Raw genomic sequence first — 24,855 nt, 5'->3', positions numbered from 1 at the left:
TAAAACTCTAAGGCGATGCCCTTGTTGCGGGGCATCGCCGCGTCTCGGCAGGCAACGAAAATTATGACGCAGTAGTATTAGCGAAGCGTAACCCACCTCTTTATGTTTCGGCCGAGATAGACCCTGGTGGGTTACGCCTTCGGCTAACCCACACCACGAAGCCTACAGCCGCCTGAGCGCCACTGACTCCACCACGTGGTCGGCGCCCTTCTTCAGGATCAGCGTCGCGCGGGGGCGGGTGGGCAGAATGTTGTCCTCGAGATTGGCGAGGTTGGTGCGCTCCCAGATCGCGGTCGCGGTGGCGGTGGCTTCCTCGTCCGACAGCAGCGCATAACGGTGGAAATAGGATCTGGGATCGGTGAACGCAGTGTCCCTGAGCGCCAGGAAGCGCTTCACATACCACTGCCGCAACGCCGCTTCGTCAGCGTCGATATAAACCGAGAAGTCGAAGAAGTCGGAGACGACCGGCACCGCCTTGCCGTCACGCGGCAGCTTGCCGGTCTGCAGCACGTTGACGCCCTCGACGATCAGGATATCCGGCTGGTCGATCTCGACCCACTGGTTCGGCACGATGTCGTAGGTCAGATGCGAATAGACCGGCGCGCGCACGGGGTGGCGACCGGCCTTGATGTCGGAGAGGAAGCTGAGCAGCAGCGGCAGGTCGTAGCTTTCCGGAAAGCCTTTTTTCTGCACCAGTCCCTGCCGCTCCAGCACCGCAAGGGGATAGAGAAAACCGTCCGTCGTGATCAGGTCGACCTTCGGCCGCGGCGACCAGCGCGCGAGCAGGGCCTGGAGCACGCGGGCGGTGGTGGACTTTCCGACCGCCACCGAGCCTGCGACGCCGATGATGTAGGGCATCTTGCGATCGCGGATGTTGAGGAACTGACGCTGTGCGTAATACAGGCGCTGCATGGCATCGACATAGATCGACAGCAGACGCGAGAGCGGCAAGTAGATGTCCTCGACCTCCTGCAAGTCGAGGCGGTCGTGCAGCGAGCGGAGGCGGTCGAACTCGCCCGGCTCAAGCGTCATCGGCGTGTCGTTTCGCAGCTCTGCCCACTGCTCGCGCGTGTAGACGCGGTAGGGATTATAGATCTGCTCGGGTGCGCGGATATCCATGACGCCGCCTTTCCGTTGCGACTTTAGCTCTTTCCCTTGAGCATGATCTTTTCCGAAAACCGCTTCGCACTTTGCGCTAACACGGTCCTCCGGGTCATGCTCTAGTCGCTCTTGCGCGACGCCTTCTCTTCCAACCCTGACATCGAGGTGCGTTTGTCCAGCGCCGCCTCGACCTCTTCCAGCTTTACGCCACGGGCCTTGAGCAGCACAAGGAAGTGGTAGAGCAGGTCGGCGCTTTCAGCGATCAGATGCGCGCGATCGTTTTCGACTGCTGCGATTACGGTTTCGACTGCCTCCTCGCCGAACTTTTTCGCGCAATGTTCCGCGCCCTTGTCCAGGAGCTTGCGGGTATAGGACACCTCGCCACCAGCCGCGGCGCGGGCATCGATGGTTGCGGCCAGGTCGTGGATCGTGAAACGCGACATACAAAATACTCAGAGGCACACGCCAGCCTCACAGGCCGGTCCAGACCTGCACGTGTAGCATTTCCGCGAAGCGGAGTCGTCAGGCATCCAGCCGCATCGGCAGGCCGCGGCGGGCCATGTGGTCCTTGGCCTCGCGGATGGTAAATTCCCCGAAGTGGAAGATCGACGCCGCCAGCACCGCGGTGGCGTGGCCGTCGCGGATGCCGTCGACGAGGTGATCGAGATTGCCGACGCCGCCCGAGGCGATCACGGGAACGGGAACGCTGTCGGCGATCGCCCGGGTCAGCGGGATGTCAAAGCCCTGCCTGGTGCCGTCGCGGTCCATCGAGGTGAGCAAGATTTCACCAGCCCCCAGCGACACCACCTCCTGGGCATATTCGATCGCATCGATGCCTGTCGAGTTGCGCCCGCCATGCGTAAAGATCTCCCAGCGGTCCGAGCCGCCGGGGCGCTTGACGCGTTTGGCGTCGATCGCGACCACCACGCACTGCTCGCCGAACTTTTCCGCGGCTTCCTTGACGAACTCGCGCCGCGACACCGCAGCGCTGTTGATCGAGACCTTGTCTGCGCCCGAGCGCAGCAGCGTCTTGATATCATCAACCTTGCGCACCCCGCCGCCGACCGTGACCGGCATGAAGCAGGCTTCCGCGGTGCGCCGGACCACGTCCAGCATGATGCCGCGGTTCTCATGGGTCGCGGTGATATCGAGAAAGCAGAGCTCGTCGGCGCCGGCGGCGTCATAGGCGATCGCCGCCTCGACGGGATCGCCGGCATCGCGCAAGTCGACGAAGTTGACGCCCTTGACGACCCGGCCGTCCTTGACGTCGAGGCAGGGGATCACGCGCACCTTGAACATGTCTCGTCTCCTAAGCGGCAGCGCGCGCGTTGCGGATCAGGGTGAGGGCGTCAGCGGGGTCGAGCCTGCCGTCATAGAGCGCACGGCCGGCGATCGCGCCTGCGAGCTTTTTCGCCCGCGGCGCCAGCATCGCCTTGACGTCCTCGATCGAGGCAAGGCCGCCGGAGGCGATCACGGGGATGGAGATGGCATCGGCAAGGGCGATGGTCGCGTCGAGGTTCAAGCCCTTGAGCAGGCCGTCGCGGGCGATATCCGTGAAGATGATGGCGGCGACGCCGGCATCCTCGAAACGCTGCGCGATTTCCAGCACCGTCACCTGCGAGGTCTCGGCCCAGCCTTCGACGGCGACCTTGCCGTCGCGGGCATCGAGTCCCACGGCGACGCGGCCCGGAAATTTCTTCGCCGCGCTCTTCACCAGCTCCGGATCGCGCACGGCAGCCGTGCCGATGATGACGCGCGTGATGCCCTTGTCGAGCCAGGCCTCGACGGTCGCAAGATCGCGAATGCCGCCGCCGAGCTGAACCGGGATCGGAATCGTCTTCAGCATGGCCTCCACCGCCGCGGCGTTCACCGGCTTGCCGGCAAAGGCGCCGTCGAGATCGACGACGTGGAGATATTCAAATCCCTGCGCGACGAAGCTTTGCGCCTGCGCCGCTGGATCGAGGTTGAACACGGTGGCGCGCGCCATGTCGCCTTGCTCCAGGCGCACGCACTGGCCGGTCTTCAGATCGATGGCGGGGAAGAGGATCACGGCTTCCATCTCAGAAAGTTCGAGATCAGGGCCAACCCAAAGCGCTGGCTCTTCTCGGGGTGAAACTGCGTGCCGATCGCGGTGTCCTTGGCAACGATCGCCGTGACCGGTCCGCCATAATCGGCGCGCGCGAGCACGTCCCCTTCATTGGCGGCATTGAGGTGGTAGGAGTGCACGAAATAGGCGTGCTGGCCCTTTGGCCCCAGCGGCAGCTTTTCCAGCACCGGGTGCTCGCGCAGGACGTCGAGCGTGTTCCAGCCCATGTGCGGGATCTTCAGGTTTTCGTCGCGCGGCGTGATCTTCTCGACGTCGCCGGCGATCCAGTTCAGGCCTTCGGTGATGACATGCTCCTTGCCGCGGCTCGCGAACAGCTGCATGCCGACACAGATGCCGAACATCGGCCGCGCCTTCACGCGCACCGCTTCGGTGATCGCCTCGACCATGCCGTTGACGGCATCAAGGCCGCGCCGGCAATCGGCGAAGGCGCCGACACCGGGCAGCACGAGGCGATCGGCGCTGTAGGCCTGATCCGGATCGCTCGTCACGAAGACCTTCTGCCCGTCCTCCATGCTGCGCGCGGCGCGCTCGAAGGCTTTTGCGGCGGAATGCAGATTGCCGGAACCGTAATCGATGATGGCGACGCTCATCGTGACCCTCCCGGTTCTGGAAACAATCCAATGATGCCGCCGGACGGAAGCGGCGGCGGGTTTGAGAACGACTGACCCGGGACGGAGCGGGTCGGCGGCGGACCGCCGCGATCGACGGCCCATTGATCATTGACGATGCCGCGCTGCTTCTGACTCCAGCGCTCGAAGAAACGGCGCTCGGCGGTCTCCCGATCGTCGCCGATGACGACGTCGAGCTGACGCCAATTGCCGCGCGACAGCGTCCAGCGGCGCAGGCTCGACGCCTCGAAGCCCATCAGGAGGGCCAGGACGATATCGGCAAGGAAGATCGAGGAGCGGCCGACGCCAAGGCTCGAAAGCCCGGCCTGGAACGCGGCAAAGAAGATCACCCAGCCGAGCAGCGCCAGCCACAGCCGGTGCCACAACAGCCAGAACGGGCCGTAGATCATCGCCCAGAAATGAAAGCCATCGCGCACGAAGACGAAGTTGTCCGTCGCGCGCAGGTCCGCGCCGCTGGGGCCGGGAGCATGAACTGTGTAGGCAGGCATGTTGGATTGCCCGTTCTCAGAGATGTTCGATACCGCCAGCGGCGCTCATCGCCGCGAGACGGAGATGTCAGCCACCGAGCGAGCCCTTGGTGGAGGGCACCTCGCCCGCCGCCTTTGGGTCGATCGCCACGGCGGTGCGCAGCGCCCGCGCCAGACCCTTGAAGCAGGATTCGGCGATATGGTGGCTGTTCTCGCCATATAGGGTCTCGACGTGGAGAGTCACGCCCGCGTTCATGGCGAAGGCGTTGAACCACTCGCGCACGAGCTCGGTGTCGAACTCGCCGATCTTGTCGCGGGGGAAGTCGGCCTTGAACACCAGGACCGGACGGCCCGAGATGTCGATGACGACGCGCGACAGCGTCTCGTCCATGGGCATGTGGACGCTGGCATAGCGGGTGATGCCCGCCATGTTACCGAGCGCCTGCTTCACGGCCTGGCCGAGCGCGATGCCGGTGTCTTCGGTCGTATGGTGATAATCAATGTGCAGGTCGCCCACCGCCTTGACCGTGAGGTCGATGCGGGAATGGCGGGCGAGGAGATCGAGCATATGGTCGAAAAAGCCGATGCCGGTCGCGATATTGGACACGCCGGATCCATCGAGGTTCACGGATACCTCGATGTCGGTTTCCTTGGTCTTGCGCTTGATCGTCGCGGTGCGCATTGAAAGCTGGCTTCCACTCTAGTTGAGCATGATCTCCGCGCAAACGCTCCGCGTTTGTCGCGAGGGAAAACCGGCGTCCACTTTTCCGGATCATGCTCGCTTGGGCCGAAAACGGCGGTCTTTTAACAGCCAAATGACGCCTTCGCTACTGCGGGATGCTCCTGGCGGGGCTCTACTTCGGCCTATGGTGAGCGAATTTAGGACCGGAGTGGCCCGTTGTGCGCCGGTTGTGCCCTCGGACCGGACCGCCTAAATCAGGCCGGACAACGAGGTACTTCATGCAGGATTCCCAGAACAGCTCGGTCTGGCACGGCACGACGATCGTAACCGTCCGCAAGGGCGGCAGGGTGGTGGTCGGCGGCGACGGCCAGGTCTCGATCGGCCAGACGGTGATCAAGTCCAACGCCAAAAAGGTCCGCAAGCTCGGCAAGGGCGACGTGATCGGCGGTTTTGCGGGTGCGACCGCCGACGCCTTCACCCTGTTCGAGCGGCTGGAGAGCAAGCTCGAGCAATATCCGGGGCAGCTGACCCGGGCCGCGGTCGAGCTCGCCAAGGACTGGCGCACCGACCGGTATCTGCGGCGGCTCGAGGCCATGATGATCGTGGCCGACAAGGACGTCTCCCTGGTCCTGACCGGGACCGGCGATGTGCTGGAGCCCGAGGCCGGCGTGATGGCGATCGGCTCGGGCGGCAACTACGCGCTGGCGGCGGCCCGCGCCCTGCTCGACACCGACAAGGACGCCGAGACCATCGTCCGCCGCTCGCTCGACATCGCCGCCGACATCTGCGTCTACACCAACCGCAACGTGACGATCGAAAGCCTGTCGAGCGGCTAGCCAGTGGCGCCGGCCTACGCCTTCCGCCCCATGACAGCGGCCGATCTGCCGCTGATCCTGCGGTGGCTGAAAGAGGCCCATGTGCGGGAATGGTGGGGCGATCCGGACGAGCAATTTGCGCTCGTGAGCGGTGACCTCATCGAGCCTGCGATGGACCAGTTCATCGTGTTGGCTGGCGGCCGGCCGTTCGGCTATCTTCAGTGCTACAGCCTGACCGCATGGAATACGGGCTTTGGGCCGCAGCCGGAGGGTACGCGTGGGATCGATCAGTTCATCGGTGAAGCCGACATGATCGGGCGCGGGCACGGCTCATCGTTCATCCGGCAGTTCGTCGATGAGAAGCTGCGGCAAGGGCTGCCGCGCATAGTGACCGACCCCGATCCGCTGAACTATCGCGCCGTACGCACCTATGAAAAAGCGGGTTTCGAGAGAGTTGGCATGGTGGAGACACCCGACGGGCCATCGTTGCTGATGATGCGCAATCCATGACTCCAGCGCCAACCCATACCATCAAGACGGCGGTTCCACCGATCTACTGGATCGGCCTCGCGCTCTCGCTGCTCGCGCTGCAGGCCTCGATCCTGTTTGCCATGGGCCGGGTGCCGATCTGCACCTGCGGCTACGTCAAGTTCTGGCACGGCGTGGTGAACAGCTCGGAGAATTCCCAGCACATCGCCGACTGGTACAGCTTCTCCCACATCCTCCATGGCTTCCTGTTCTACGGATTGACCTGGCTGCTGTTCGCCCGCCTGCCGTTCTTCCAGCTCAATTTTTTAAGCTTGTCTTGGCCGGCGCGGCTGCTCATCGCCATGCTGATTGAAGGCAGCTGGGAAATCGTCGAGAACTCGCCCTTCATCATCGAGCGCTATCGCGCCGGCACGATCTCGCTGGACTATTACGGCGACAGCATCGTCAACTCGGTCTCAGACACGCTGTTCATGGTGCTCGGCTTCCTCGCGGCGCGTGTTCTGCCGGTCAAGGCCACGGTGCTGATCGGGCTCGTTTTCGAGATCATGATGGCGCTCCACATTCGCGACAATCTGACGCTTAATATTCTGATGCTGGTCCATCCGATCGAGGCCGTGAAACAATGGCAATCCGGTCCGCCGATCATCTGACCCCACCAAATTGCGGCTTGTCCCGGCCGGTTTCTGACCCTAGCTAAGGTCCCATGACAGACTTCTCCCCCCGCGAAATCGTTTCCGAACTCGACCGTTTCATCGTTGGCCAGTCCGACGCCAAGCGCGCCGTCTCGATTGCGCTCCGGAACCGCTGGCGGCGCCAGCAGCTTCAGGGCTCCTTGCGCGAAGAGGTGCTGCCGAAGAACATCCTGATGATCGGCCCGACCGGCGTCGGCAAGACCGAGATTGCGCGGCGGCTGGCCAAGCTCGCCAACGCGCCGTTCCTCAAGGTTGAGGCCACGAAATTCACCGAGGTCGGCTATGTCGGCCGCGACGTGGAGCAGATCGTGCGCGATCTCGTCGAGGTCGCCATCACCCAGGTGCGCGAGAAGAAGCGCAAGGACGTGCAGGCGCGCGCCCAGCTCGCCGCCGAAGAGCGCGTGCTGGATGCCCTGGTCGGTGCCAATGCGAGCTCGGCGACGCGGGAATCCTTTCGCAAGAAGCTGCGCGCCGGCGAGCTCAACGACAAGGAAATCGAGATCGAGACGCAGTCCGCCGCCGGCGGCCTTCCGATGTTCGAGATCCCGGGCATGCCGGGCTCGCAGATGGGCGCGATCTCGATCGGCGACATCTTTGGCAAGCTCGGGGGTCGCACCAAGACGCGGCGGCTGACGGTCGAGGGCTCGCACGAGATCCTCGTCAACGAGGAATCCGACAAGCTGCTGGACAACGACCAGCTCACGCTGGAGGCGATCAGCGCAGTCGAGAACAACGGCATCGTGTTCCTGGACGAGATCGACAAGATCTGCGCGCGCGATGGCCGCGTCGGCGGCGACGTCTCGCGCGAGGGCGTGCAGCGCGATCTGCTGCCGCTGATCGAGGGCACCACCGTCTCGACCAAGCACGGCACGGTGAAGACCGACCACATCCTTTTCATCGCGTCCGGCGCCTTCCACGTCGCAAAGCCCTCGGATCTGCTGCCTGAGTTGCAGGGCCGCCTGCCGATCCGCGTCGAATTGCAGGCCCTGACCCGCGACGACATGCGGCGCATCCTCACCGAGCCGGAGGCCTCGCTGATCAAGCAATATGTCGCGCTGCTGCACACCGAAGGCGTGACGCTCGACATCACCGACGGCGCCATCGACGCACTCGCCGACATCGCGGTCGCCGTCAATTCGACGGTCGAGAACATCGGCGCGCGGCGGCTTCAGACCGTGATGGAACGGGTGCTGGACGAGATCTCCTTCACCGCCCCCGACCGCAACGGCGAGACCATCCAGATCGATGCCGACTACGTGCAGAAGCACATCGGCGACCTCGCCAAGAACGCCGATCTCAGCCGGTTTATTTTGTAATTTCCGGCCAGTCCGCTATCTATCGGGCCGTCGTCCTGGCGAAATCCAGGACCCATTACCCCGAGCGCTTATTGTTGATACAGATGGCGGCCCCAATCTCGGCTCAAACGACCTCCTGTGGTTATGGGTCCCGGATCTGCGCTCGCTCTGGACAACGCTGCGCGTTGCCAGGAGCTCGCTTGTCCGGGACGACGGCGGAGGTAATGTCCGCAGCGCAGGTGCGCTGTGCGCGCTAGCCTTTGGCAAAATCCCTGGCGCCTGTTGCTCGCGATCAACGTCTTCGTGATCGCCGGCGTGTTCATCCATAAAATCCTGCTGCCGCCTTACGTCCCCTATATCCACCTGCTCGTCGACTATCATTTCGGCTTCATCAAGCGTGCGCTGATCGGCGCCATCATTGCGCTGTTCACGGCGAAGGTGCCGGTGTGGCTGGTGTTTGCGCTCGGCGGGGTGACATGGCTCGTCACACTCGCTTTGTTGGTTCAGCTGTTCCGCAAGGTGTTCGGTCTCAACGAGAAGACCCTGCCGTTGTTCGTGTTCATCGCGGGCTCGCCGTTCTTCCTGAAGAATTTCATGCACACGCTCGGCCATTTCGACATCTATGGCTGTGCGCTCGCGATCGTGCTGCTGCTGATCCCGGCGCGCTCGATCCTCTATGTCGCGCTGGCCGCCCTGTTCGCGATCGTGCTGATCCTGATCCACCACATTCATCTCTTGATGTACGTGCCGACGATCATCATGATCGTCGTCGTCAGGCACTATCTCGGGCACGGCATCAATCGCGCGAACGTCGCGTTCGGCCTCGCGGCGCTGCTCTGCGTCGGTGCGCTGTTCTTGGCCGCGCAATTCCTCGGAACGATGCCGATACCGGAGGCGGATTTCGTCGCGTACCTCAAGGGCCGGATGGCCGATCCGTCGCGTACCGATCTCCTGCAATTCAGCTACATCTGGTACCAGCCGCTTTCGAAGGAGCTTGCGGACACCTGGGGCCGCATGCCCCACAACATTCTCGGCGTGCCCGTGTTTGCGCTGCTGATCTGGCTGCACACGCCGCTCTGGCGCTATCTTGCGAACCTGATCCGCGCGCTCGCCGATGAGACGCACCGGCGTCTTGTCATCGCAGGCATCACTGGCGTCAGCCTCGCCTATGTCGTGATGTTCGCGATGGTGTTCGACTATTCACGCTGGATCTCGAACTGGGCGGTCTGCATGGTCCTGATCCTGCACGCGGTGAAGATGCTACCGTCCAAGCGGGAAGTGCCGCCGATCCCGACGGAGGATCGCAAGACGAACATCTTCGGGCTAATCATCACCCTGATCCCGCGCGTCGGAATCGTGCGGCCGTTCTGAAGATTCACTGCCACCAGCCGCTGTGGAGGTGCACTCCCTCTCCCGCTAGCGGGAGAGGCGTAGGCGGCCTACGGCCGCCGTTCTTAGAAAAAGAACGCCTATGCGAAGCATAAGGCTATGGGAGAGGGTGTTTCCGCAATGGGGCACTCCCTATGCGGAGAGAGCCCTCACCCGCGCCTTAGGCGCGACCTCTCCCGCAAGCGGGAGAGGTTAAGGGAGCCCGCGGCCAAATCGAGTTCTCTAACATCTCGCCCGGCGAATTCGCACGTAAAGCGCGCCCTCGCCGCCATGGCCGATATGGGCTTCCTCGAATCCAACGACAAAGGCACGGAATTCCGGCAGGCCCAGCCATTCCGGCACCTGGCGGCGGAGCACGCCGCTTTCGCCGCCGGTCCTTCCCTTGCCGGTGATGACGAGCACGAAGGTCAGGCCGTCGTGATGGGCGCGCTGGATGAAGCCTGAGAGCGCGCGATGGGCGCGCATCTGGGTCATGCCGTGCAGATCAAGCCGCGCGTCGATCTCGCTGCGGCCGCGCGACAGTTTTGCGCGCTCGCGCTTGCCGAGCGGCGCCAAAGGCGGGACGGCGGGCTTCATCACGCGGGGAGCCGGCGCGGGGACAATCGGCCTTGCGGGCACTGGATGCTTTGCGGCAGGCGCAGCCGGCAAAACTTCGGCGCGCGCCGCCGCCTCCGCCTTCGTCACGCGAAGTTTTCGAAGCGGCTTGACCTGCTTCGCAACCGTGTCCCACAGCGCGCGCTCGTCTTCGCTGAGCGCGCGACGGCGGGGCGAGGGCGGCGGGTCCAGGACAGGCGGACGGGACGATCGCTTCATTGCGGGCTGGTACGACGGCGCGTGTGCTTGCGCTGCTCGCGAACGGGTTTGATGGCGGGACGCGGCTCCGGCAGCGGCACGGGGCTCGCCACCGCGACGGTGGCATCCCTGGCTTGTGACACCGTGGCTGACGCCGCACCAGCTTTCCCAGATTCAACGGGTTTCGCCGGATCTGGTTGTGGAAACAGCTTTGCGATCTTCGCCGACGGCCGCGGATCGGGCAGGGGCAGCCTCGAACCGCGCGCCACGGGATCGAGGCTTTTCGGCACCAGCATCACGAAATGCATGTTGTGGCGCAGCCGGCCGGAGACGCGGCCGGCTTCCTGGCCGGCGCCGAAATAGAGGTCGGCGCGCGCGGGGCCGATGATCGCCGACCCGGTGTCCTGCGCGATCATCAGGCGATGGAACGGCGTCCTGGATTTCTCGGAGTCGATCGGCAGCTCACCCTCGATGAAGAACGGCGTGCCATAGACATGCAGCGATTTGTCGACCGCAATCGAACGGCCCGCCGTCAGCGGAATGCCCTGCGCCCCGACCGCCTCGTCCTTGTCGGACAGATTGACCTGGCGGAAGAAGATGTAGGAGCGGTTCTGGCGGCGGAGCTCCTTGGCGCCATCGGGGTTTTGCGCCATCCACTCTCTGATCTTCTGCATCGACATCTCCTCTTTCGGGATGATGCCGCGCTCGATCAGGATGCGTCCGACCGCCGTATAGGGATAGCCGTTATAGGCGTCGTAGTTGATCCGGATCGTCGAGCCGTCGTCGAATTTGATCCGCGCCGAACCCTGGATCTGCGCGAACAAGAGGTCGGTCGGATCCTTGAGCCAGCAGAGCTCGAGGCCGCGGCCGGCGATCGCGCCATCCTCGATCTCGCCGCGATCGTAATAGGGGACGAGCTTGCGGCGGCCGATCTTGCGGTACACCGGGCCCTTGTTGGGCAGGCTCAGCGCATCCTGCTTGAAGCCGCGCACGAACAGGTTCGAGGGGCGGCGATAGACCGGGACGTTGTGGACGTCGGTCTGGACGTGCGAGCCGTCGAGCACCGGCTCGTAATAGCCGGTCACGAAGCCGTCGGCCTCGCCGAGCCGCGAGATCCGTAGCGGCGAAAAATGCTCTTCGAAAAACGCCTTGGCTTTGCTCTCGTCGGAAAGGTCGAGCGACTTGGCGATTTTGCACGGCTGGCCAAGCGAGCCGCCGATCGCCTTCGGCTCGACGACCGCCGGCTGCTGCGCGGCGATCGATTTGCAGCTCGCGCGAAACGCCTTGTAGGCCGCGAGATGATCGTCATCGCTCCAGCCGGCCACCTCGGACCAGGCAAGCGGCAGATATTGCGCGCCGGGAATCTCGAACGGCAACGCGAGCTGAGGGTAGGGCAACGCCCGCGGTGGTGGGGCGGCGATCTCGGGAGCACTGCGGCTGTAGTGATGGCGGCGCGCCGCTTCAGCGCCGAGCGAAAACGACGACAGCGCGACGGCACCTGCGCACAGCGCCGTCGCGCAATTTGTCAGGGCTGCCTTAATGCGCGCTTCCGGTGCCAACCAGCTTCCAGTTCGGATCGCGAGAGGTGGTGTCGCGGGCGAAGGTCCAGATGTCGGTGATGTCGGCGACCTTGTCGGCATTCCCGTCGACGATGTTGCCGGCCCTGTCGCGCGTGACCGAAATCATCTGCGAGACGAAGCGAACGGTGAGCTGCGCGGTGCGGTCGCGCATCTCGGCGCCGACCAGCTCGGCCTTGTCGATCGAGACGAAGCGCGTCTCGGTCTTCTGCTCGTTCTTCTCGCGGTCCTTGATCGCGGCGTCGAAGCTCTCGAACACTTCGGAGGACAAGAGGTCGCGCAGCGACCGGCGATCGCCATTGGCAAAGGCGAGCACGATCATCTCATAGGCGCTGCGGGCGCCGGACAGGAAGTGGCGCGGATCGAAGGACGAGTCCTTCTCGACGATCGCGTCCAGCCCCTGGCCCAGCGCAGTGCCGGGTTCAGTCAGTCCTTTCCAGCGGTCGGCAGGCTGCGTGACGTCGGCGGTCGGCGCCAGCGGAGCCTGATCGATCACCTTGCCCGGCATGGTCACGACGTTCTTGTCCTGGGCACCCTGGAGCGCATTGCGGGCGGTGCGGTCGAACGGAGGCCGCTCATTGCCGGTCCGCTGCCCGAGCACGCTGCGCAGGCGCAGGAAAATGAAGACCGCCAACGCTAGGAAGATGATGGTGTAGATATCCACGTCGTGTTCGCTCTCTGGTCTCTCTCAGGGTCTTCGCCGGGAAAATCAGTCCGGCCAGTCAACCGTTCCACACAGGGACGGCAAGTCACATCACCTTTTTAGGTCCGCTTCAGATCCAAGCGATGTAGGCACGAAATCTTGCCCGGCCAATGGCGCCTTTTGGCACAGCGCGAATTGTAGCGCGTTTTATCCTTAAGGGGAAATCGGATCCTGACTGGAAATCGCGCATCTTCAATCGTTTAAGAAGTACTCCGTTGGGCCAGAATGGGTAAAAGGCCACCCTTTTCGACACTGCCAGGCGGCCGAATCCGGGGCCCTTCGTCCTTGTGGAACGAGGCAGGCCTATGTTAGCCAACCGGCCGCGATATCAGGCCCATTCGGGTAAGGAGACATTTTCATGACCAACGGAAACGGCACCCCCGAGGCAGGCCAGGCTCCGCAGCTCAACGTGCTGGCGCAATACACCAAGGATCTGTCGTTCGAGAATCCGAACGCCCCGACCTCGTTGCAGCCGCAGAGCCAGCAGCCCCAGATCAACATCCAGATCAACGTCAATGCCAACAACCTCTCGGAACACGAGTACGAGGTCGTGTTGTCGGTCGAAGGCAAGGCCGAGACCGCGGGCAAGGTGATGTTCTCCTTCGAGCTCGCCTATGCCGGCGTGTTCCGCATCGTCAATGTGCCGCAGGAAAACCTGCATCCGCTGGTCATGATCGAATGCCCGCGGCTGTTGTTCCCGTTCGCCCGCGAGATCATCGCCACCGCCGTGCGCGACGGCGGGTTCCCGCCGCTGATGCTGGATCCGGTCGACTTCGTCGGTCTCTACCGGCAGAACATGGAGCGACAAATGGCCGCCCAGGGTCAGGTCAAGCCGAGCTGAGTCAGGTCTAATTAATAATGATGGCTCTTGGTTGGAACGACTAGCCACGGGCTCGATGCAACCTCTCCCGCTTGCGGGGGTGGAACAGGCCGCCTTCGGCGGCCGTCCTCTTAAAAAACGCCGAGGCAAAGCCTCGGCTATGGCGACGCGCCGGGTGTGGGCTTTCTCCACATCGGGAGTGTCGATTGCGGAAACACCCTCTCCCGCAAGCGGGAGAGCGCACTTCCGCCGCGGCCACCAGACCTCATCTCATCAGGGTCTAGTTAAGTCGGACTTGCTGCCGGCTGGGCGAGATACTCGTTCCAGATCGCCTTTTCACCCATCGTCGCAATGAAGGCCCGATGGGCCTCGCGCTCCGCCTCGCTGACGCGCGGGGCTAGCGGTGCCGGCCGCTGCCGCCGCGGTGCATCGCCACTCGCCCCGACGCGGATTTCCTCGGCGTCAGACGCCAGGATGAGCTGCGACTGCCGGGCGCCGATCAAATCGACATAGACTTCCGCGAGCAGCTCGGAGTCGAGCAACGCACCGTGCTTGGTGCGGTGGGAATTGTCGATCGCATAGCGCGAGCAGAGATCATCGAGCCGGTTCGACACGCCGGGATGCTTGCGCCGCGCCAGTAGGAGCGTGTCGACCAGCCGCTCGCGCGGGATCGCGGCGCGCTTGATGCGGTCGAGCTCGGCATTGATGAAGCTGATGTCGAACGAGGCGTTGTGGATCACCAGCGGCGCATCGCCGATGAATTCCAGGAACTCGTCAACGACCTCGTGAAACAGCGGCTTGGTCGCGAGAAACTCGCTCGACAGGCCGTGCACCGTAAAGGCTTCCGCCGGCATGTCCCTTTCAGGATTGATGTAGCGGTGAAAGGTCTGCCCCGTGGGCATGCGATTGAAGATCTCGACGCAGCCGATTTCGACCAGGCGGTCGCCGCGCAGGGGGTCGAGGCCGGTGGTTTCAGTGTCGAGAACGATTTCGCGCATATTCTTCAGGAGCCGGTCAGATGAGCGAATCAGCTTCGCCGCTGCGGCATCTTAACGACCTCGGCCAGGATGTGCTTGATCTGTGCACGCACGGGATCGAGCCCGTGCGAGGTATCCACCACGAAATCGGCCCGCTTGCGCTTCTCGGCATCGGGCGTCTGCTTGGCGATGATGGCGTCGAGTTTTTCGGCATCCATGGTGCCGCGCGCCAGCACGCGCTCGCGCTGAAGTTCTGGTGAGGTCGTGACCACGACGACCGCATCGACGCGCTTCTCGCCGCCGGTCTCAAACAGCAGCGGAATGTCCAGCACGACGACGGGCGCCTTCCTGGCCTCGGCATTCGCGAAAAACCGCGCGCGCGAGGCGCCGAGCATCGGATGGACGATCTGCTCGAGCTGCTTCATCGCCGCGGCATCGCCGACCACCCGCGCCGACAGCTTTGCACGGTCGACCTTGCCGTTCCCTGTGGTGCCGGGAAAGGCAGCTTCGATCGCGGGAGCCGCCTCGCCCTCATAGAGTTGATGGACGGCGGCATCGGCGTCGTAGACGGGGACACCAGCCTCCGCGAACAGATTCGCGGTGGTGGATTTGCCCATCCCGATCGAGCCGGTCAGTCCGAGGATCAGCATCAGGTCGCAGCCATTTGTCGGTTCACACCGCAACTAGACCCTCGTGCCGCAGGAACGCAAGCAGCGGCAACAGCGGCAGGCCGAGGATGGTGAAATGATCGCCCTCGATTTTCTCGAACAGATGAACTCCGAGGCTTTCGAGCTGATAGGCGCCGACGCTGGTAGTGACATCATCGCCGGCGGCATCGAGATACGCGGAGAGCTCAACCTCAGTCATTTGTCGCATGGTCATGCGAGCGACCGAAACATCCTCAAACAGGACAGCGGCGTCACGCGCCACGGCGACCGCGGAATGCAGCTCGTGCGTGCGGCCGGCGAGATCGCGCAGTTGCGCCATTGCCTGGGCCCGGCCGGACGGCTTTGTGAACAGGTGCTCGCCAAGCGCCAAGGTCTGATCGGCGCCGATGACGTAACAGCCGGGACATTGAGCAGATACTGCCTTCGCCTTTTCGCGCGCCAGAAGCAGCGCGATCTCGCGCGGGCTGGACAGCTCCGAGGCTTCCTGCACGCCGCGCTCATCAATATCGGCAGGTCTCGCTTCGAACGCGAGGCCGGCATTGGCCAGCAACATTTTTCGCGCCTGGCTTTGCGAGGCCAGGATCAGTGGAGCTTTGCCGCGCCAGAGGGACATAGACGGCCTAGTCCGAGGGACGGTTGCGTTGCCGGTCGGTATAGAGCTTCATGATCGCCGCCGCCGTTTCCTCGATCGAGCGGCGCGTCACCTCGAGCAACGGCCAATTGTGCTTGGCGCTGAGCTTGCGGGCGAAGGCGACTTCATCCGCCACAGCCTGCTTGTCGATATAGGTGTCGCTGCTGGTATCGGCGCCCATCGTCAAAAGCCGGTTCTGACGGACCTGGATCAGCCGCTCCGGCGTCGCATGCAGGCTCACCACCAGCGGCCGGGTCAGGGTCTCCAATTGCGAGGGCACCGGAATGCCCGGCACCAGCGGCACGTTGGCGGTGCGGATGCCGCGATTGGCGAGATAGATCGAGGTCGGCGTCTTCGACGTCCGCGACACGCCGACGAGGACGACGTCGGCTTCTTCCAGGCCATCAACGTGCTGACCATCGTCATGCATCATCGTGTAGTTCAGCGCGTCGATGCGCTTGAAATATTCCGCATTGAGCACGTGCTGGGCGCCGACACGGCCCGTCGTTGCCGCGCCGAGATAGGCCTCGAACAATTGCATCACCGGGCCGATGATCGACAGGCTCGGAACATTGATTTGCTTGCACTTGTCCTCGAGCCGGGAGACCAGATCCTTCTCCAGCAGCGTGAACAGCACGATCCCCGGCGCCTCCTCGATCTCGTCGAGCACGCGATCGAGCTGCTTCTGGCTGCGCACCAGCGGATAGACGTGCTCGACCGGCGTGACGTTGGCGTATTGCGCGGCGACCGCGCGCGCCACGGTGATCAGGGTCTCACCGGTGGAGTCGGAAACCAGATGGAGATGGAAATAATTGTTGGAGGTCGGCACGAAATCTCTTTGAGGGCTTGGGATGAAGGCTGGGTGGTTTGTGAATTTCTGTGGAGCTTAACCCCTCGGAAAGGGTTGTGCGACAGGACGGGCGGGATAACGGCCAAGTTTCTTCACATCGCTGCCCGGAAGGACAAGTCCGGAGGACAGGCGAAGGGGAAGCGGGACAGCACCGGCAAGCCGTTTCATAAGCTACCGATAATTTCTCACAAGTCTTTGAAGATGGATGAATTATCCGCGTTCGCCGGGATCGCGCGGGATATGTTGATGGATGTGTACAAGCGCCCGCAAAGCGCCTGATAGCATTGCGTGAGTCCAATCCACCGTCATTCAGACTCAAACCTTAAGAATCTAAGATTCTAGATTTGAGAAGGGCACTACGGACGGATATGTGTGCGCCGAGAGAACTTAACGAGTTCTTACTATCCCCAGCGATCGGAACGCTGGATGCAAATTCGGACGTTGGAAATGCTCGACGAGCTCTACCCCTGGATCAAGGCGCTGCATGTGATCGCCGTCATCTCCTGGATGGCGGGCATGCTCTATCTGCCGCGGCTGTTCGTTTATCACTGCGAGGCCGAGATCGGCTCAAAGCAGTCGGAAACCTTCAAGGTGATGGAACGCCGGCTTCTCAAGGCGATCATCAACCCTGCGATGATCGTGACCTGGCTCGCCGGGCTCTATCTTGCGTGGTCCGGCCATTGGTTCACCTCGCCCTGGTTGCATGTAAAACTGGCACTGGTGCTGGTGTTGTCCGCGGTCCACGGCTTTTTTTCCCGCTGGTGTAAGGATTTCGCTGCCGACCGGCGTCCACGAACCCAGAAATTCTATCGTATTATCAATGAGGTGCCGACGGTCCTGATGATCTTCATCGTGATCATGGTGATCGTGAAGCCGTTCTAGGCAAAGTTCGAGGGGCAGCGCTCAGCGCTTCGGCTTGCGGAGGGCCAAGCGATTTTCTATATTGTCCCTATCCCCACCCAACGCAGGCGGATGTGGTTGTGTCCGAGCTTCTTCGAAAGCCGGGCGCCGCATCAGGTTTGAAGCCTCACCGGCACTCACCTTGCTAGACCTGCGGACCTTACCTGCTCGCGTCCGCATTTTCGAAGCCTCCTCGCACCCCCCTTCCAAGGTTACCCCACAGGACCACCCCAATGCGGGAAATCAAACTCCAAGACCTCAAGTCCAAGACCCCGGCCGAACTGGTCTCGTTCGCGGAAGAGAATGGGGTCGAGAATGCCAGCACCATGCGCAAGCAGGAGCTGTTGTTCGCCATCCTCAAGCAGCTTTCGCTCGCTGAGACCGACATCGTCGGCGAGGGCGTCGTCGAGGTGCTCTCCGACGGCTTCGGCTTCCTGCGCTCGCCGGACGCCAATTATCTGCCGGGACCGGACGACATCTACGTCTCGCCGTCGCAGATCCGCCGCTTCGGCCTGCGCACCGGTGACACCATCGAGGGCCATATCCGCAGCCCGAAGGAGGGCGAGCGCTATTTCGCGCTGCTCAAGGTCAACACGCTGAATTTCGAGGACCCGGAAAAGGCCAAGCACAAGGTCAATTTCGACAACCTCACGCCGCTGTTTCCGAATCAGCGTTTCCGCATGGAAATCGACGATCCGACGCGAAAGGATCTCTCGGCGCGCGTGATCGACATCGTAGCTCCCATCGGCAAGGGCCAGCGCGCCCTGATCGTGGCGCCGCCGCGCACCGGTAAGACCGTGCTGATGCAGAACATCGCACACTCGATCACGGCGAATCACCCGGATTGCTATCTGATCGTGCTGCTGATCGACGAGCGTCCGGAGGAAGTCACGGACATGCAGCGCTCGGTGAAGGGCGAGGTCGTCTCGTCAACCTTCGACGAGCCGGCGGTGCGTCACGTCCAGGTCGCCGAGATGGTGATCGAAAAGGCAAAGCGCCTGGTCGAGCATGGCCGCGACGTCGTGATCCTGCTCGACTCGATCACGCGCCTGGGTCGCGCCTACAACACGGTGGTACCGTCATCCGGCAAGGTGCTGACCGGCGGCGTCGACGCCAACGCGCTGCAGCGGCCGAAGCGTTTCTTCGGTGCCGCGCGCAACATCGAGGAGGGCGGCTCGCTGACGATCATTGCGACCGCGCTGGTCGATACCGGCAGCCGCATGGACGAAGTCATTTTCGAAGAGTTCAAGGGCACCGGTAACTCGGAGCTGATCCTCGATCGCAAGGTCTCGGACAAGCGGACTTTCCCGGCGATCGACATCTCGCGCTCGGGCACCCGCAAGGAGGAGCTCATCACCGATCCGCAGGTGCTCAAGAAGATGTACGTGCTCCGCCGCATCCTCAACCCGATGGGCACGATGGACGCGATCGACTTCCTGCTCGACAAGCTGCGCTCGACCAAGAGCAATGCCGAGTTCTTCGATTCGATGAACACCTGAGCCGGGCTACAGCAATTTTCGCGAGGGGCGCCGTTGGGCGCCCTTTTGCGTTTTTGCTGCAGCATTGCTGCGCGACCGTGCAGCAAAATGTGAATCTGGCTCACCGAGCTAATATTTTAGAATTCATTGATATTGCTATATAATTTTATTCTTGCCATTGGCTCTGGGTCTGCTGGAACCAAAAACATGCAGCAAAATGCTGCGCTTCATATTGCGATGCAACACGCAGCACTTGCTCCGCCAGGAATGCCCGGCAAGCTCGCGAACAGACCCAAAAAACGAGAATTGCGTTTTGACGGGCGCGCGGACAAATAGGTCATGCATCCGCGGGACCAGACCATTTTCGCGCTGTCGTCAGGGCGGCCACCAAGCGCCATCGCGATCGTCCGCGTCTCGGGCGCAGAGTCCAGCCAGGTCCTGACGAGGCTGGCTGGGACGTTGCCGAAGCCGCGGCTCGCACATCGGGTGCTGCTGCGCGATGCGACCGGCCAGGCGATCGATGATGCCGTGGTGCTCTGGTTTCCGGGGCCTGCGAGCGCGACCGGCGAGGACGTCGCCGAATTCCACGTTCACGGCGGCCGGGCGGTGCTGGCAGCGCTGTTCGCAGCGATTTCTGATAATCAGAATGTGCGCGCGGCCGATCCAGGCGAGTTCACCCGCCGTGCCTTCGAGAACGGCAAGCTCGATCTTACCGAGGCCGAGGGCCTCGACGATCTCATCCACGCCGACACCGACCGGCAGCGCCGCCAGGCGCTGCGCCAATTGCAGGGATTGCTTGGTGAACGCGCGCGCGACTGGCGCGAGCGAATCATCGAGGCGTCCGCGCTGATCGAGGCCGGCATCGACTTCTCCGATGAAGGGGACGTATCGGCGGAATTGCTGGCGCCGGCGCGCGTGAAGATCAAGGCGCTGCATGACGAAATCGCAAAAGTGCTTGCAGCGCAGGGCCAGGCTGAACGTCTGCGCGATGGCCTCGTGGTCGCGATCGCCGGGCCGCCGAACGTCGGAAAGTCGACGCTGATCAATCAGCTGGCGCGGCGCGAGGTCGCGATCGTCTCGCCGCACGCCGGCACGACGCGCGACGTGATCGAGGTGCAACTCGACCTCGACGGCTATCCCGTGACTGTGATCGACACCGCCGGCATTCGCGAGACCGACGATCCCGTCGAGCAGGAAGGCGTGCGTCGCGCCCGCGCACGGGCGGCGGACGCCGATCTTGTGCTGTGGCTGGCTGATGCCGATCGAAGCGAGGAGGGCCGGCCGGCCGGGACCGCGCCGGTCTGGACGGTGCGCAACAAGATCGACCTTGGCCAAGAGAGCTTGCAAGAGAGCTTGCGGGAGACTTTGCAGGAGATCTCGCATGCGGCCTTGAGGCCGAAGGCGAACAAGGCTATTGGGCCTGACCCGCGCGCCACGATGTTTGCGATCTCGGCGCGGCGCGGCGACGGACTGCCTGAGCTGATCGCGGCATTGGTGGAGTTCGCTGCCGAGTTCTTCGGAACGAGCGAGGGCGCGCTGGTCACTCGCGCCCGGCAGCGCGATTTGTTGAGCCAGGCCGCCGGCTCATTGGAGCGGGGCCTCGGCCTTCTCGGTGAAGGCGAGGAGCTCGCCGCGGAGGAGCTACGCGCCGCCGCGTACGCGCTCGGCCGATTGCTGGGCCGGGTCGACGTCGAGGACGTGCTCGGCGCCATCTTCCAGAAGTTCTGTATCGGAAAGTAGCGCTAGTTCTTCATTGTAGAACTATCGCTTGTTCCACTCCTTGTGTTTCACGTGAAACACGAGCCTCCGGGTTCCGGCTTGCGTCACGTGAAACAAGAATGTCGGCTCGGCTAAGCCTTCGCGGTCGTGCCGTCAACTCAAACTCGGCTCGAGGGCGGTAATGGCTGAGAGTTGGAATCTCGCCCCTCAATCTCGTCATTGCGAGGAGCCCTTGCGACGAAGTAATCCAGGCTTTCGCCGCGTAGATAGTCTGGATTGCTTGGCTCCACTCGCAATGACGATAGTGTCGTGGCGCTGCCGATCGAATTGTCTAGTGGGTGGGGCGCTATGACTTCCTCGTGACACCTTTCCTGCCGCACGCCCCAACTTGTTTCACGTGAAACAGCGCGAGCGCTAGTCCTTCTACCTTGCATGGGGTTGTTTTCGCGAAACCGCTTTGCCCCAGCGACCCTGTTTCACGTGAAACAGCCACTCACTCGGTTTCCACTTCCGGCTTCTTCCTCCCTGAGCTAGAAGTCCGGCCATGCGGACAGAGCCAGAGAGTTTCGACGTCATCGTCATTGGCGGCGGCCATGCCGGCTGTGAGGCCGCGGCTGCTTCTGCCCGGATGGGTGCGGCGACTGCTCTGGTGACGCATCGGTTTTCGACCATCGGCGCGATGTCCTGCAATCCCGCCATTGGCGGACTCGGCAAGGGCCATCTGGTCCGCGAAGTCGACGCGCTCGATGGTCTGATGGGCCGGGTGGCGGACGCCGGTGGCATCCAGTTCAGGATGCTCAATCGTCGCAAGGGTCCGGCCGTCCGCGGTCCCAGGACCCAGGCCGACCGCAAGCTCTATGCGGCGGCGATGCAGGCCGCGATCCGACAGACCGATGGTCTCAGCGTGATCGAAGGCGAGGCGGACGAGCTGATCGTCTCGGATGGTCGCGTCACAGGGCTCCGTCTGGCCGATGGCCGGACGATCCGGGCAGGGGCCATCGTGGTCACCACCGGCACCTTTTTGCGCGGCCTGATCCATCTGGGTGAGAAGAACTGGCCCGCCGGCCGCGTCGGCGAGGCGCCGGCGATGGGTCTGTCGAAGTCCTTTGAGCAGGCCGGCTTCACACTGGGCCGGCTCAAGACCGGCACGCCGCCACGCCTCGATGGCACGACGATCGACTGGTCCGCCGTGGAGATGCAGCCCGGCGACGATCCGCCGGAGCCGTTCTCGGTCATGACGGAGCGGATCACGACCCCGCAGATCCAGTGCGGCATCACCCGCACCACGGCTGCGACCCATGAGGTGATCCGGGCCAACGTCCACCGCTCGCCGATGTACTCCGGCCAGATCAAGAGCACCGGGCCGCGTTATTGCCCGTCGATCGAAGACAAGATCGTCCGCTTTGGCGATCGGGACGGCCACCAGATCTTCCTGGAGCCGGAAGGGCTCGACGATCCGACCGTCTACCCCAACGGCATCTCGACCTCGCTGCCGGAGGAAGTCCAGCTCGCGATCCTCGCCAGCATCCCGGGTCTCGAGCGGGTAAAGATGGTCCGGCCGGGCTACGCCATCGAATACGACCATATCGATCCGCGGGAGCTCGATCCGACCCTCCAGACCAGGCGGGTGCAGGGGCTGTTCCTGGCCGGACAGATCAACGGCACCACGGGATACGAGGAGGCCGCGGCCCAAGGCATTGTGGCCGGTTTGAACGCGGCATTGGCCGCGAGCGGGGCGGCGCTCACGGTATTCGACCGCGCCGACGGCTATCTGGGGGTGATGATCGACGATCTCGTCACCCGGGGCATCTCCGAGCCCTACCGGATGTTCACCTCACGCGCCGAGTACCGGCTGACCCTGCGGGCGGACAATGCCGACCAGCGCCTGACCGAGAAGGGCATTGACCTCGGATGCGTCGGCAGCGCCCGGACCAAGCACCATCGCGCCAAGATGGCGGCTCTCGGGGCGGCCAAGACGCTGTCAAAATCCCTGACGCTGACGCCGAACGAAGCGGCTAAGCACGGTCTGTCCTTGAATAGGGACGGCCAGCGCCGGTCGGCCTTTGAGCTATTGGCCTATCCGGACGTCGGCTGGAGCCAGGTCCGCGCGATCTGGCCGGAGCTGTCGGCCATTGACCCCGTGATCGCGACCCACCTCGAGATCGACGCCAAGTACGATGTCTATCTCGAACGCCAGAGCGCCGACGTCGAGGCCTTCCGCCGGGACGAGGGCTTGGTGCTGGCCGATGTCGACTACCAGCTCGTGCCCGGGCTCTCCAACGAGGTGCGAGCCAAGCTGGAGAAGGCGCGGCCGTTCACGGTCGGGCAGGCGGGCCGGATCGACGGCATGACGCCGGCCGCCCTGGGCATCCTGGCGGCCTATCTGCGCCGCGAGGCACGCCGCAAGACCTCCAAGGCGACTGCTTAGGGCGTTTCACGTGAAACAGCGCAGACCGGCCAGGGGCAAATCCTCATCACGGCAATCTGACGCGGGCGAGGGGGTCCGGAAGCCGGCGCCATCGCAAGGCGAGCAGGCGTTGGACTCGGCTCTGGCGGCGGACAAGGCCGCAGCCCTCAAGCTCGCCCCCGTTTCACGTGAAACGGAGGCGCGTCTTGATCGCTACGTCGCTCTGCTTCGGGAATGGCAGGCCAAGACCAATCTGGTCGCGCCCTCGACGCTGCCGCATCTTTGGACCCGCCACATCGCTGATTCGCTCCAGCTCGTCTCGCTCGCGCCATCAGCGAAGCACTGGGTTGATCTCGGCAGCGGCGGCGGCTTCCCAGGTGTGGTCCTGGCCTGCGTGATGGCGGAGGTGCCGGGCGCAAGCGTCCACCTCGTTGAACGTATCGCCAAGAAGGCCGCGTTCCTGCGCGAGGCCATCCGCGTCACGGGTTCGCCGGGGGTCGTACATCTCGCCGAGATCGGGGATAATGTGGATAGAATCACCGGCCCGGTCGATTGCGTCACCGCGCGCGCGCTGGCTCCGCTACATCAACTCATCGGCTTTGCGGAGCCTTTGGTTCGCAGCGGTGCAAAAGCGTTGTTTCCCAAGGGTCAAGATGTAGAGGCTGAATTGACCGAAGCCGCTAAATATTGGACTATTCAGCCCAAGCTCCATCAAAGCCGGACGGGCGACGGTTGGATCGTGGAGCTGGACACTATCCAGCGGCGTGGGTGAGGCCCGGAAACCGGGGTCGAGTGGGGAAGTGGCATGACCGTGATTGACGAACCTCAGCAGGAGCATACCGAGACGGTGCCGCAGGGCCATCCGCGGATCCTGGCGCTCGCGAATCAGAAGGGCGGCGTGGGAAAAACAACCACGGCGATTAATCTCGGCACGGCACTCGCAGCGATTGGTGAGCGCGTCCTGATCGTCGATCTGGATCCGCAAGGCAACGCTTCGACCGGTCTCGGCATCGATCGCCGCAATCGCTCCTGCTCGACCTACGACGTACTCGTTGGCGAAGCGGCCTTGCGCGAAGCGGTGGTCGCGACCGCGGTGCCCCGGCTGGCCATCGCGCCCTCGACCATGGACCTCTCCGGCCTCGAGCTCGAGCTCGGCACCACGCCCGGCCGCGCCTTCCGCCTGCGCGATGCGATCTCTTCGCTCAACAACAACGTCTCGCCGGATGCCGACTACACCTATGTGCTGATCGATTGCCCGCCCTCGCTCAACCTGCTCACGGTCAACGCGATGGCGGCCTCCGATGCGATCCTGGTGCCGCTGCAATGTGAGTTCTTCGCGCTCGAAGGTCTGTCGCAACTTTTGCAGACGGTCGAGCAGGTGCGCTCGACGCTCAATCCCAATCTGTCGATCCACGGCATCGTGCTGACCATGTTCGACTCGCGCAACAATTTGTCGAACCAGGTCGTCGCCGACGTCCGCCAGTTCATGGGCGAGAAGGTCTACAAGACCATGATCCCGCGCAACGTGCGCATCTCCGAGGCGCCGTCCTACGGCAAGCCGGTGCTGGTCTACGATCTCAAATGCGTCGGGAGCGAAGCGTACTTGCGGCTCGCCACGGAAGTGATCCAGCGCGAGCGTGAGCTGCGCACCACGCATTGAAGCGACG

Annotated in this window: 26 protein-coding genes; 12 read left to right on the top strand and 14 right to left on the bottom strand. The window is 63.4% G+C overall.

All coding sequences use genetic code 11. The features are described from left to right. Positions 1-162: 162 nt before the first annotated feature. From coaA to hisB, 7 genes are all read right to left on the bottom strand, one after another. The gene (gene coaA, locus Q2941_RS24060) at positions 163-1,119 is read right to left on the bottom strand and encodes a type I pantothenate kinase (protein WP_027525126.1); all 957 of its coding nucleotides are present in this window, start codon (positions 1,117-1,119) and stop codon (positions 163-165) included. A 101-nt stretch (positions 1,120-1,220) separates the two neighbouring features. Then, positions 1,221-1,544 carry a phosphoribosyl-ATP diphosphatase gene (locus tag Q2941_RS24055; protein ID WP_027525125.1) on the bottom strand — a complete coding sequence of 108 codons (324 nt, stop codon included), beginning with the start codon at positions 1,542-1,544 and terminating at the stop codon, positions 1,221-1,223. 79 nt (positions 1,545-1,623) lie between these two features. Next, entirely contained in the window at positions 1,624-2,400 is a 777-nt protein-coding gene (gene hisF, locus Q2941_RS24050; RefSeq protein ID WP_027525124.1) for an imidazole glycerol phosphate synthase subunit HisF, read from the bottom strand. A gap of 10 nt (positions 2,401-2,410) precedes the next feature. Beyond that, positions 2,411-3,160 (bottom strand): 1-(5-phosphoribosyl)-5-[(5-phosphoribosylamino)methylideneamino]imidazole-4-carboxamide isomerase, encoded by a 750-nt coding sequence (hisA, locus tag Q2941_RS24045; protein ID WP_458193921.1) that lies wholly within the window; start codon positions 3,158-3,160, stop codon positions 2,411-2,413. Further along, positions 3,148-3,798 carry an imidazole glycerol phosphate synthase subunit HisH gene (gene hisH / locus Q2941_RS24040; RefSeq protein WP_458193920.1) on the bottom strand — a complete coding sequence of 217 codons (651 nt, stop codon included), beginning with the start codon at positions 3,796-3,798 and terminating at the stop codon, positions 3,148-3,150. The genes hisA and hisH overlap by 13 nt, the downstream gene beginning before the upstream one ends. Beyond that, positions 3,795-4,325 carry a DUF2628 domain-containing protein gene (locus Q2941_RS24035; protein WP_027525121.1) on the bottom strand — a complete coding sequence of 177 codons (531 nt, stop codon included), beginning with the start codon at positions 4,323-4,325 and terminating at the stop codon, positions 3,795-3,797. The genes hisH and Q2941_RS24035 overlap by 4 nt, the downstream gene beginning before the upstream one ends. A gap of 67 nt (positions 4,326-4,392) precedes the next feature. Next, the gene (hisB, locus tag Q2941_RS24030; RefSeq protein ID WP_027525120.1) at positions 4,393-4,986 is read right to left on the bottom strand and encodes an imidazoleglycerol-phosphate dehydratase HisB; all 594 of its coding nucleotides are present in this window, start codon (positions 4,984-4,986) and stop codon (positions 4,393-4,395) included. A 278-nt stretch (positions 4,987-5,264) separates the two neighbouring features. Here hisB and hslV point away from each other — a divergent pair, with 278 nt between their 5' ends. The 5 genes from hslV (at position 5,265) to Q2941_RS24005 (ending at position 9,648) form a co-directional block, all read left to right on the top strand. Next, entirely contained in the window at positions 5,265-5,822 is a 558-nt protein-coding gene (gene hslV, locus Q2941_RS24025) for an ATP-dependent protease subunit HslV (protein ID WP_027525119.1), read from the top strand. Positions 5,823-5,825: 3 nt separating this feature from the next. Beyond that, positions 5,826-6,311 (top strand): GNAT family N-acetyltransferase, encoded by a 486-nt coding sequence (locus tag Q2941_RS24020; protein ID WP_027525118.1) that lies wholly within the window; start codon positions 5,826-5,828, stop codon positions 6,309-6,311. Then, entirely contained in the window at positions 6,308-6,940 is a 633-nt protein-coding gene (locus Q2941_RS24015; RefSeq protein ID WP_254109665.1) for a DUF2585 domain-containing protein, read from the top strand. The genes Q2941_RS24020 and Q2941_RS24015 overlap by 4 nt, the downstream gene beginning before the upstream one ends. Positions 6,941-6,993: 53 nt before the next feature. Next, positions 6,994-8,298 carry an ATP-dependent protease ATPase subunit HslU gene (gene hslU / locus Q2941_RS24010; protein WP_027525116.1) on the top strand — a complete coding sequence of 435 codons (1,305 nt, stop codon included), beginning with the start codon at positions 6,994-6,996 and terminating at the stop codon, positions 8,296-8,298. Positions 8,299-8,523: 225 nt separating this feature from the next. Further along, positions 8,524-9,648, top strand: a complete 1,125-nt coding sequence (locus Q2941_RS24005) for a hypothetical protein (protein ID WP_458193919.1) — start codon at positions 8,524-8,526, stop codon at positions 9,646-9,648. Between the two features lie 240 nt (positions 9,649-9,888). On the opposite strand, the gene Q2941_RS24000 is transcribed toward Q2941_RS24005, so the two are convergent. The 3 genes from Q2941_RS24000 to Q2941_RS23990 are packed head-to-tail and all read right to left on the bottom strand — an operon-like array spanning position 9,889 to position 12,699. Beyond that, entirely contained in the window at positions 9,889-10,479 is a 591-nt protein-coding gene (locus Q2941_RS24000; protein WP_458193918.1) for a Smr/MutS family protein, read from the bottom strand. Further along, positions 10,476-12,017: a murein transglycosylase A gene (gene mltA / locus Q2941_RS23995; RefSeq protein ID WP_458193917.1), complete on the bottom strand. Its 1,542-nt coding sequence runs from the start codon at positions 12,015-12,017 to the stop codon at positions 10,476-10,478. The genes Q2941_RS24000 and mltA overlap by 4 nt, the downstream gene beginning before the upstream one ends. Beyond that, positions 11,995-12,699: a Tim44/TimA family putative adaptor protein gene (locus Q2941_RS23990; protein ID WP_027525112.1), complete on the bottom strand. Its 705-nt coding sequence runs from the start codon at positions 12,697-12,699 to the stop codon at positions 11,995-11,997. Before Q2941_RS23990 ends, mltA begins: the two co-directional genes overlap by 23 nt. A gap of 397 nt (positions 12,700-13,096) precedes the next feature. Here Q2941_RS23990 and secB point away from each other — a divergent pair, with 397 nt between their 5' ends. Next, positions 13,097-13,579: a protein-export chaperone SecB gene (gene secB, locus Q2941_RS23985; protein ID WP_027525111.1), complete on the top strand. Its 483-nt coding sequence runs from the start codon at positions 13,097-13,099 to the stop codon at positions 13,577-13,579. 263 nt (positions 13,580-13,842) lie between these two features. Here the strand turns inward: secB and dnaQ are convergent, their stop codons facing one another. The 4 genes from dnaQ to Q2941_RS23965 are packed head-to-tail and all read right to left on the bottom strand — an operon-like array spanning position 13,843 to position 16,663. After that, the gene (dnaQ, locus tag Q2941_RS23980) at positions 13,843-14,565 is read right to left on the bottom strand and encodes a DNA polymerase III subunit epsilon (protein ID WP_458193925.1); all 723 of its coding nucleotides are present in this window, start codon (positions 14,563-14,565) and stop codon (positions 13,843-13,845) included. 20 nt (positions 14,566-14,585) lie between these two features. Then, a complete protein-coding gene (gene coaE, locus Q2941_RS23975; RefSeq protein WP_458193924.1) occupies positions 14,586-15,185 on the bottom strand; it encodes a dephospho-CoA kinase in 600 nt (199 codons plus the stop codon). Positions 15,186-15,207: 22 nt separating this feature from the next. Beyond that, positions 15,208-15,816, bottom strand: a complete 609-nt coding sequence (locus Q2941_RS23970; protein WP_458193916.1) for a Maf family protein — start codon at positions 15,814-15,816, stop codon at positions 15,208-15,210. A gap of 7 nt (positions 15,817-15,823) precedes the next feature. Beyond that, positions 15,824-16,663, bottom strand: coding sequence for a pyruvate, water dikinase regulatory protein (locus tag Q2941_RS23965; RefSeq protein WP_027525107.1), 840 nt, complete (start codon positions 16,661-16,663; stop codon positions 15,824-15,826). Positions 16,664-17,110: 447 nt separating this feature from the next. On the opposite strand from Q2941_RS23965, the gene hemJ reads away from it, so the two are divergent. The 6 genes from hemJ to Q2941_RS23935 all read left to right on the top strand — a co-directional run bounded on the left by hemJ (position 17,111) and on the right by Q2941_RS23935 (position 24,848). Next, positions 17,111-17,566: a protoporphyrinogen oxidase HemJ gene (hemJ, locus tag Q2941_RS23960; RefSeq protein ID WP_371260505.1), complete on the top strand. Its 456-nt coding sequence runs from the start codon at positions 17,111-17,113 to the stop codon at positions 17,564-17,566. Between the two features lie 251 nt (positions 17,567-17,817). Beyond that, on the top strand, positions 17,818-19,083 hold the full coding sequence (rho, locus tag Q2941_RS23955) for a transcription termination factor Rho (RefSeq protein WP_027525104.1): 1,266 nt from the start codon (positions 17,818-17,820) through the stop codon (positions 19,081-19,083). 318 nt (positions 19,084-19,401) lie between these two features. Further along, positions 19,402-20,802, top strand: a complete 1,401-nt coding sequence (gene mnmE, locus Q2941_RS23950; RefSeq protein WP_458193915.1) for a tRNA uridine-5-carboxymethylaminomethyl(34) synthesis GTPase MnmE — start codon at positions 19,402-19,404, stop codon at positions 20,800-20,802. 523 nt (positions 20,803-21,325) lie between these two features. Further along, a complete protein-coding gene (gene mnmG / locus Q2941_RS23945; RefSeq protein WP_458193914.1) occupies positions 21,326-23,209 on the top strand; it encodes a tRNA uridine-5-carboxymethylaminomethyl(34) synthesis enzyme MnmG in 1,884 nt (627 codons plus the stop codon). Positions 23,210-23,318: 109 nt separating this feature from the next. After that, positions 23,319-23,960, top strand: a complete 642-nt coding sequence (gene rsmG / locus Q2941_RS23940; protein WP_458193913.1) for a 16S rRNA (guanine(527)-N(7))-methyltransferase RsmG — start codon at positions 23,319-23,321, stop codon at positions 23,958-23,960. Positions 23,961-23,993: 33 nt separating this feature from the next. Next, positions 23,994-24,848: a ParA family protein gene (locus tag Q2941_RS23935; RefSeq protein ID WP_254109652.1), complete on the top strand. Its 855-nt coding sequence runs from the start codon at positions 23,994-23,996 to the stop codon at positions 24,846-24,848. Positions 24,849-24,855: the final 7 nt, after the last annotated feature.

This window comes from Bradyrhizobium sp. UFLA05-153 (genome assembly GCF_054185185.1).
The sequence above is the reverse complement of the archived record's forward strand: the minus strand, read 5'-3'. Positions and strand labels throughout refer to the sequence as shown.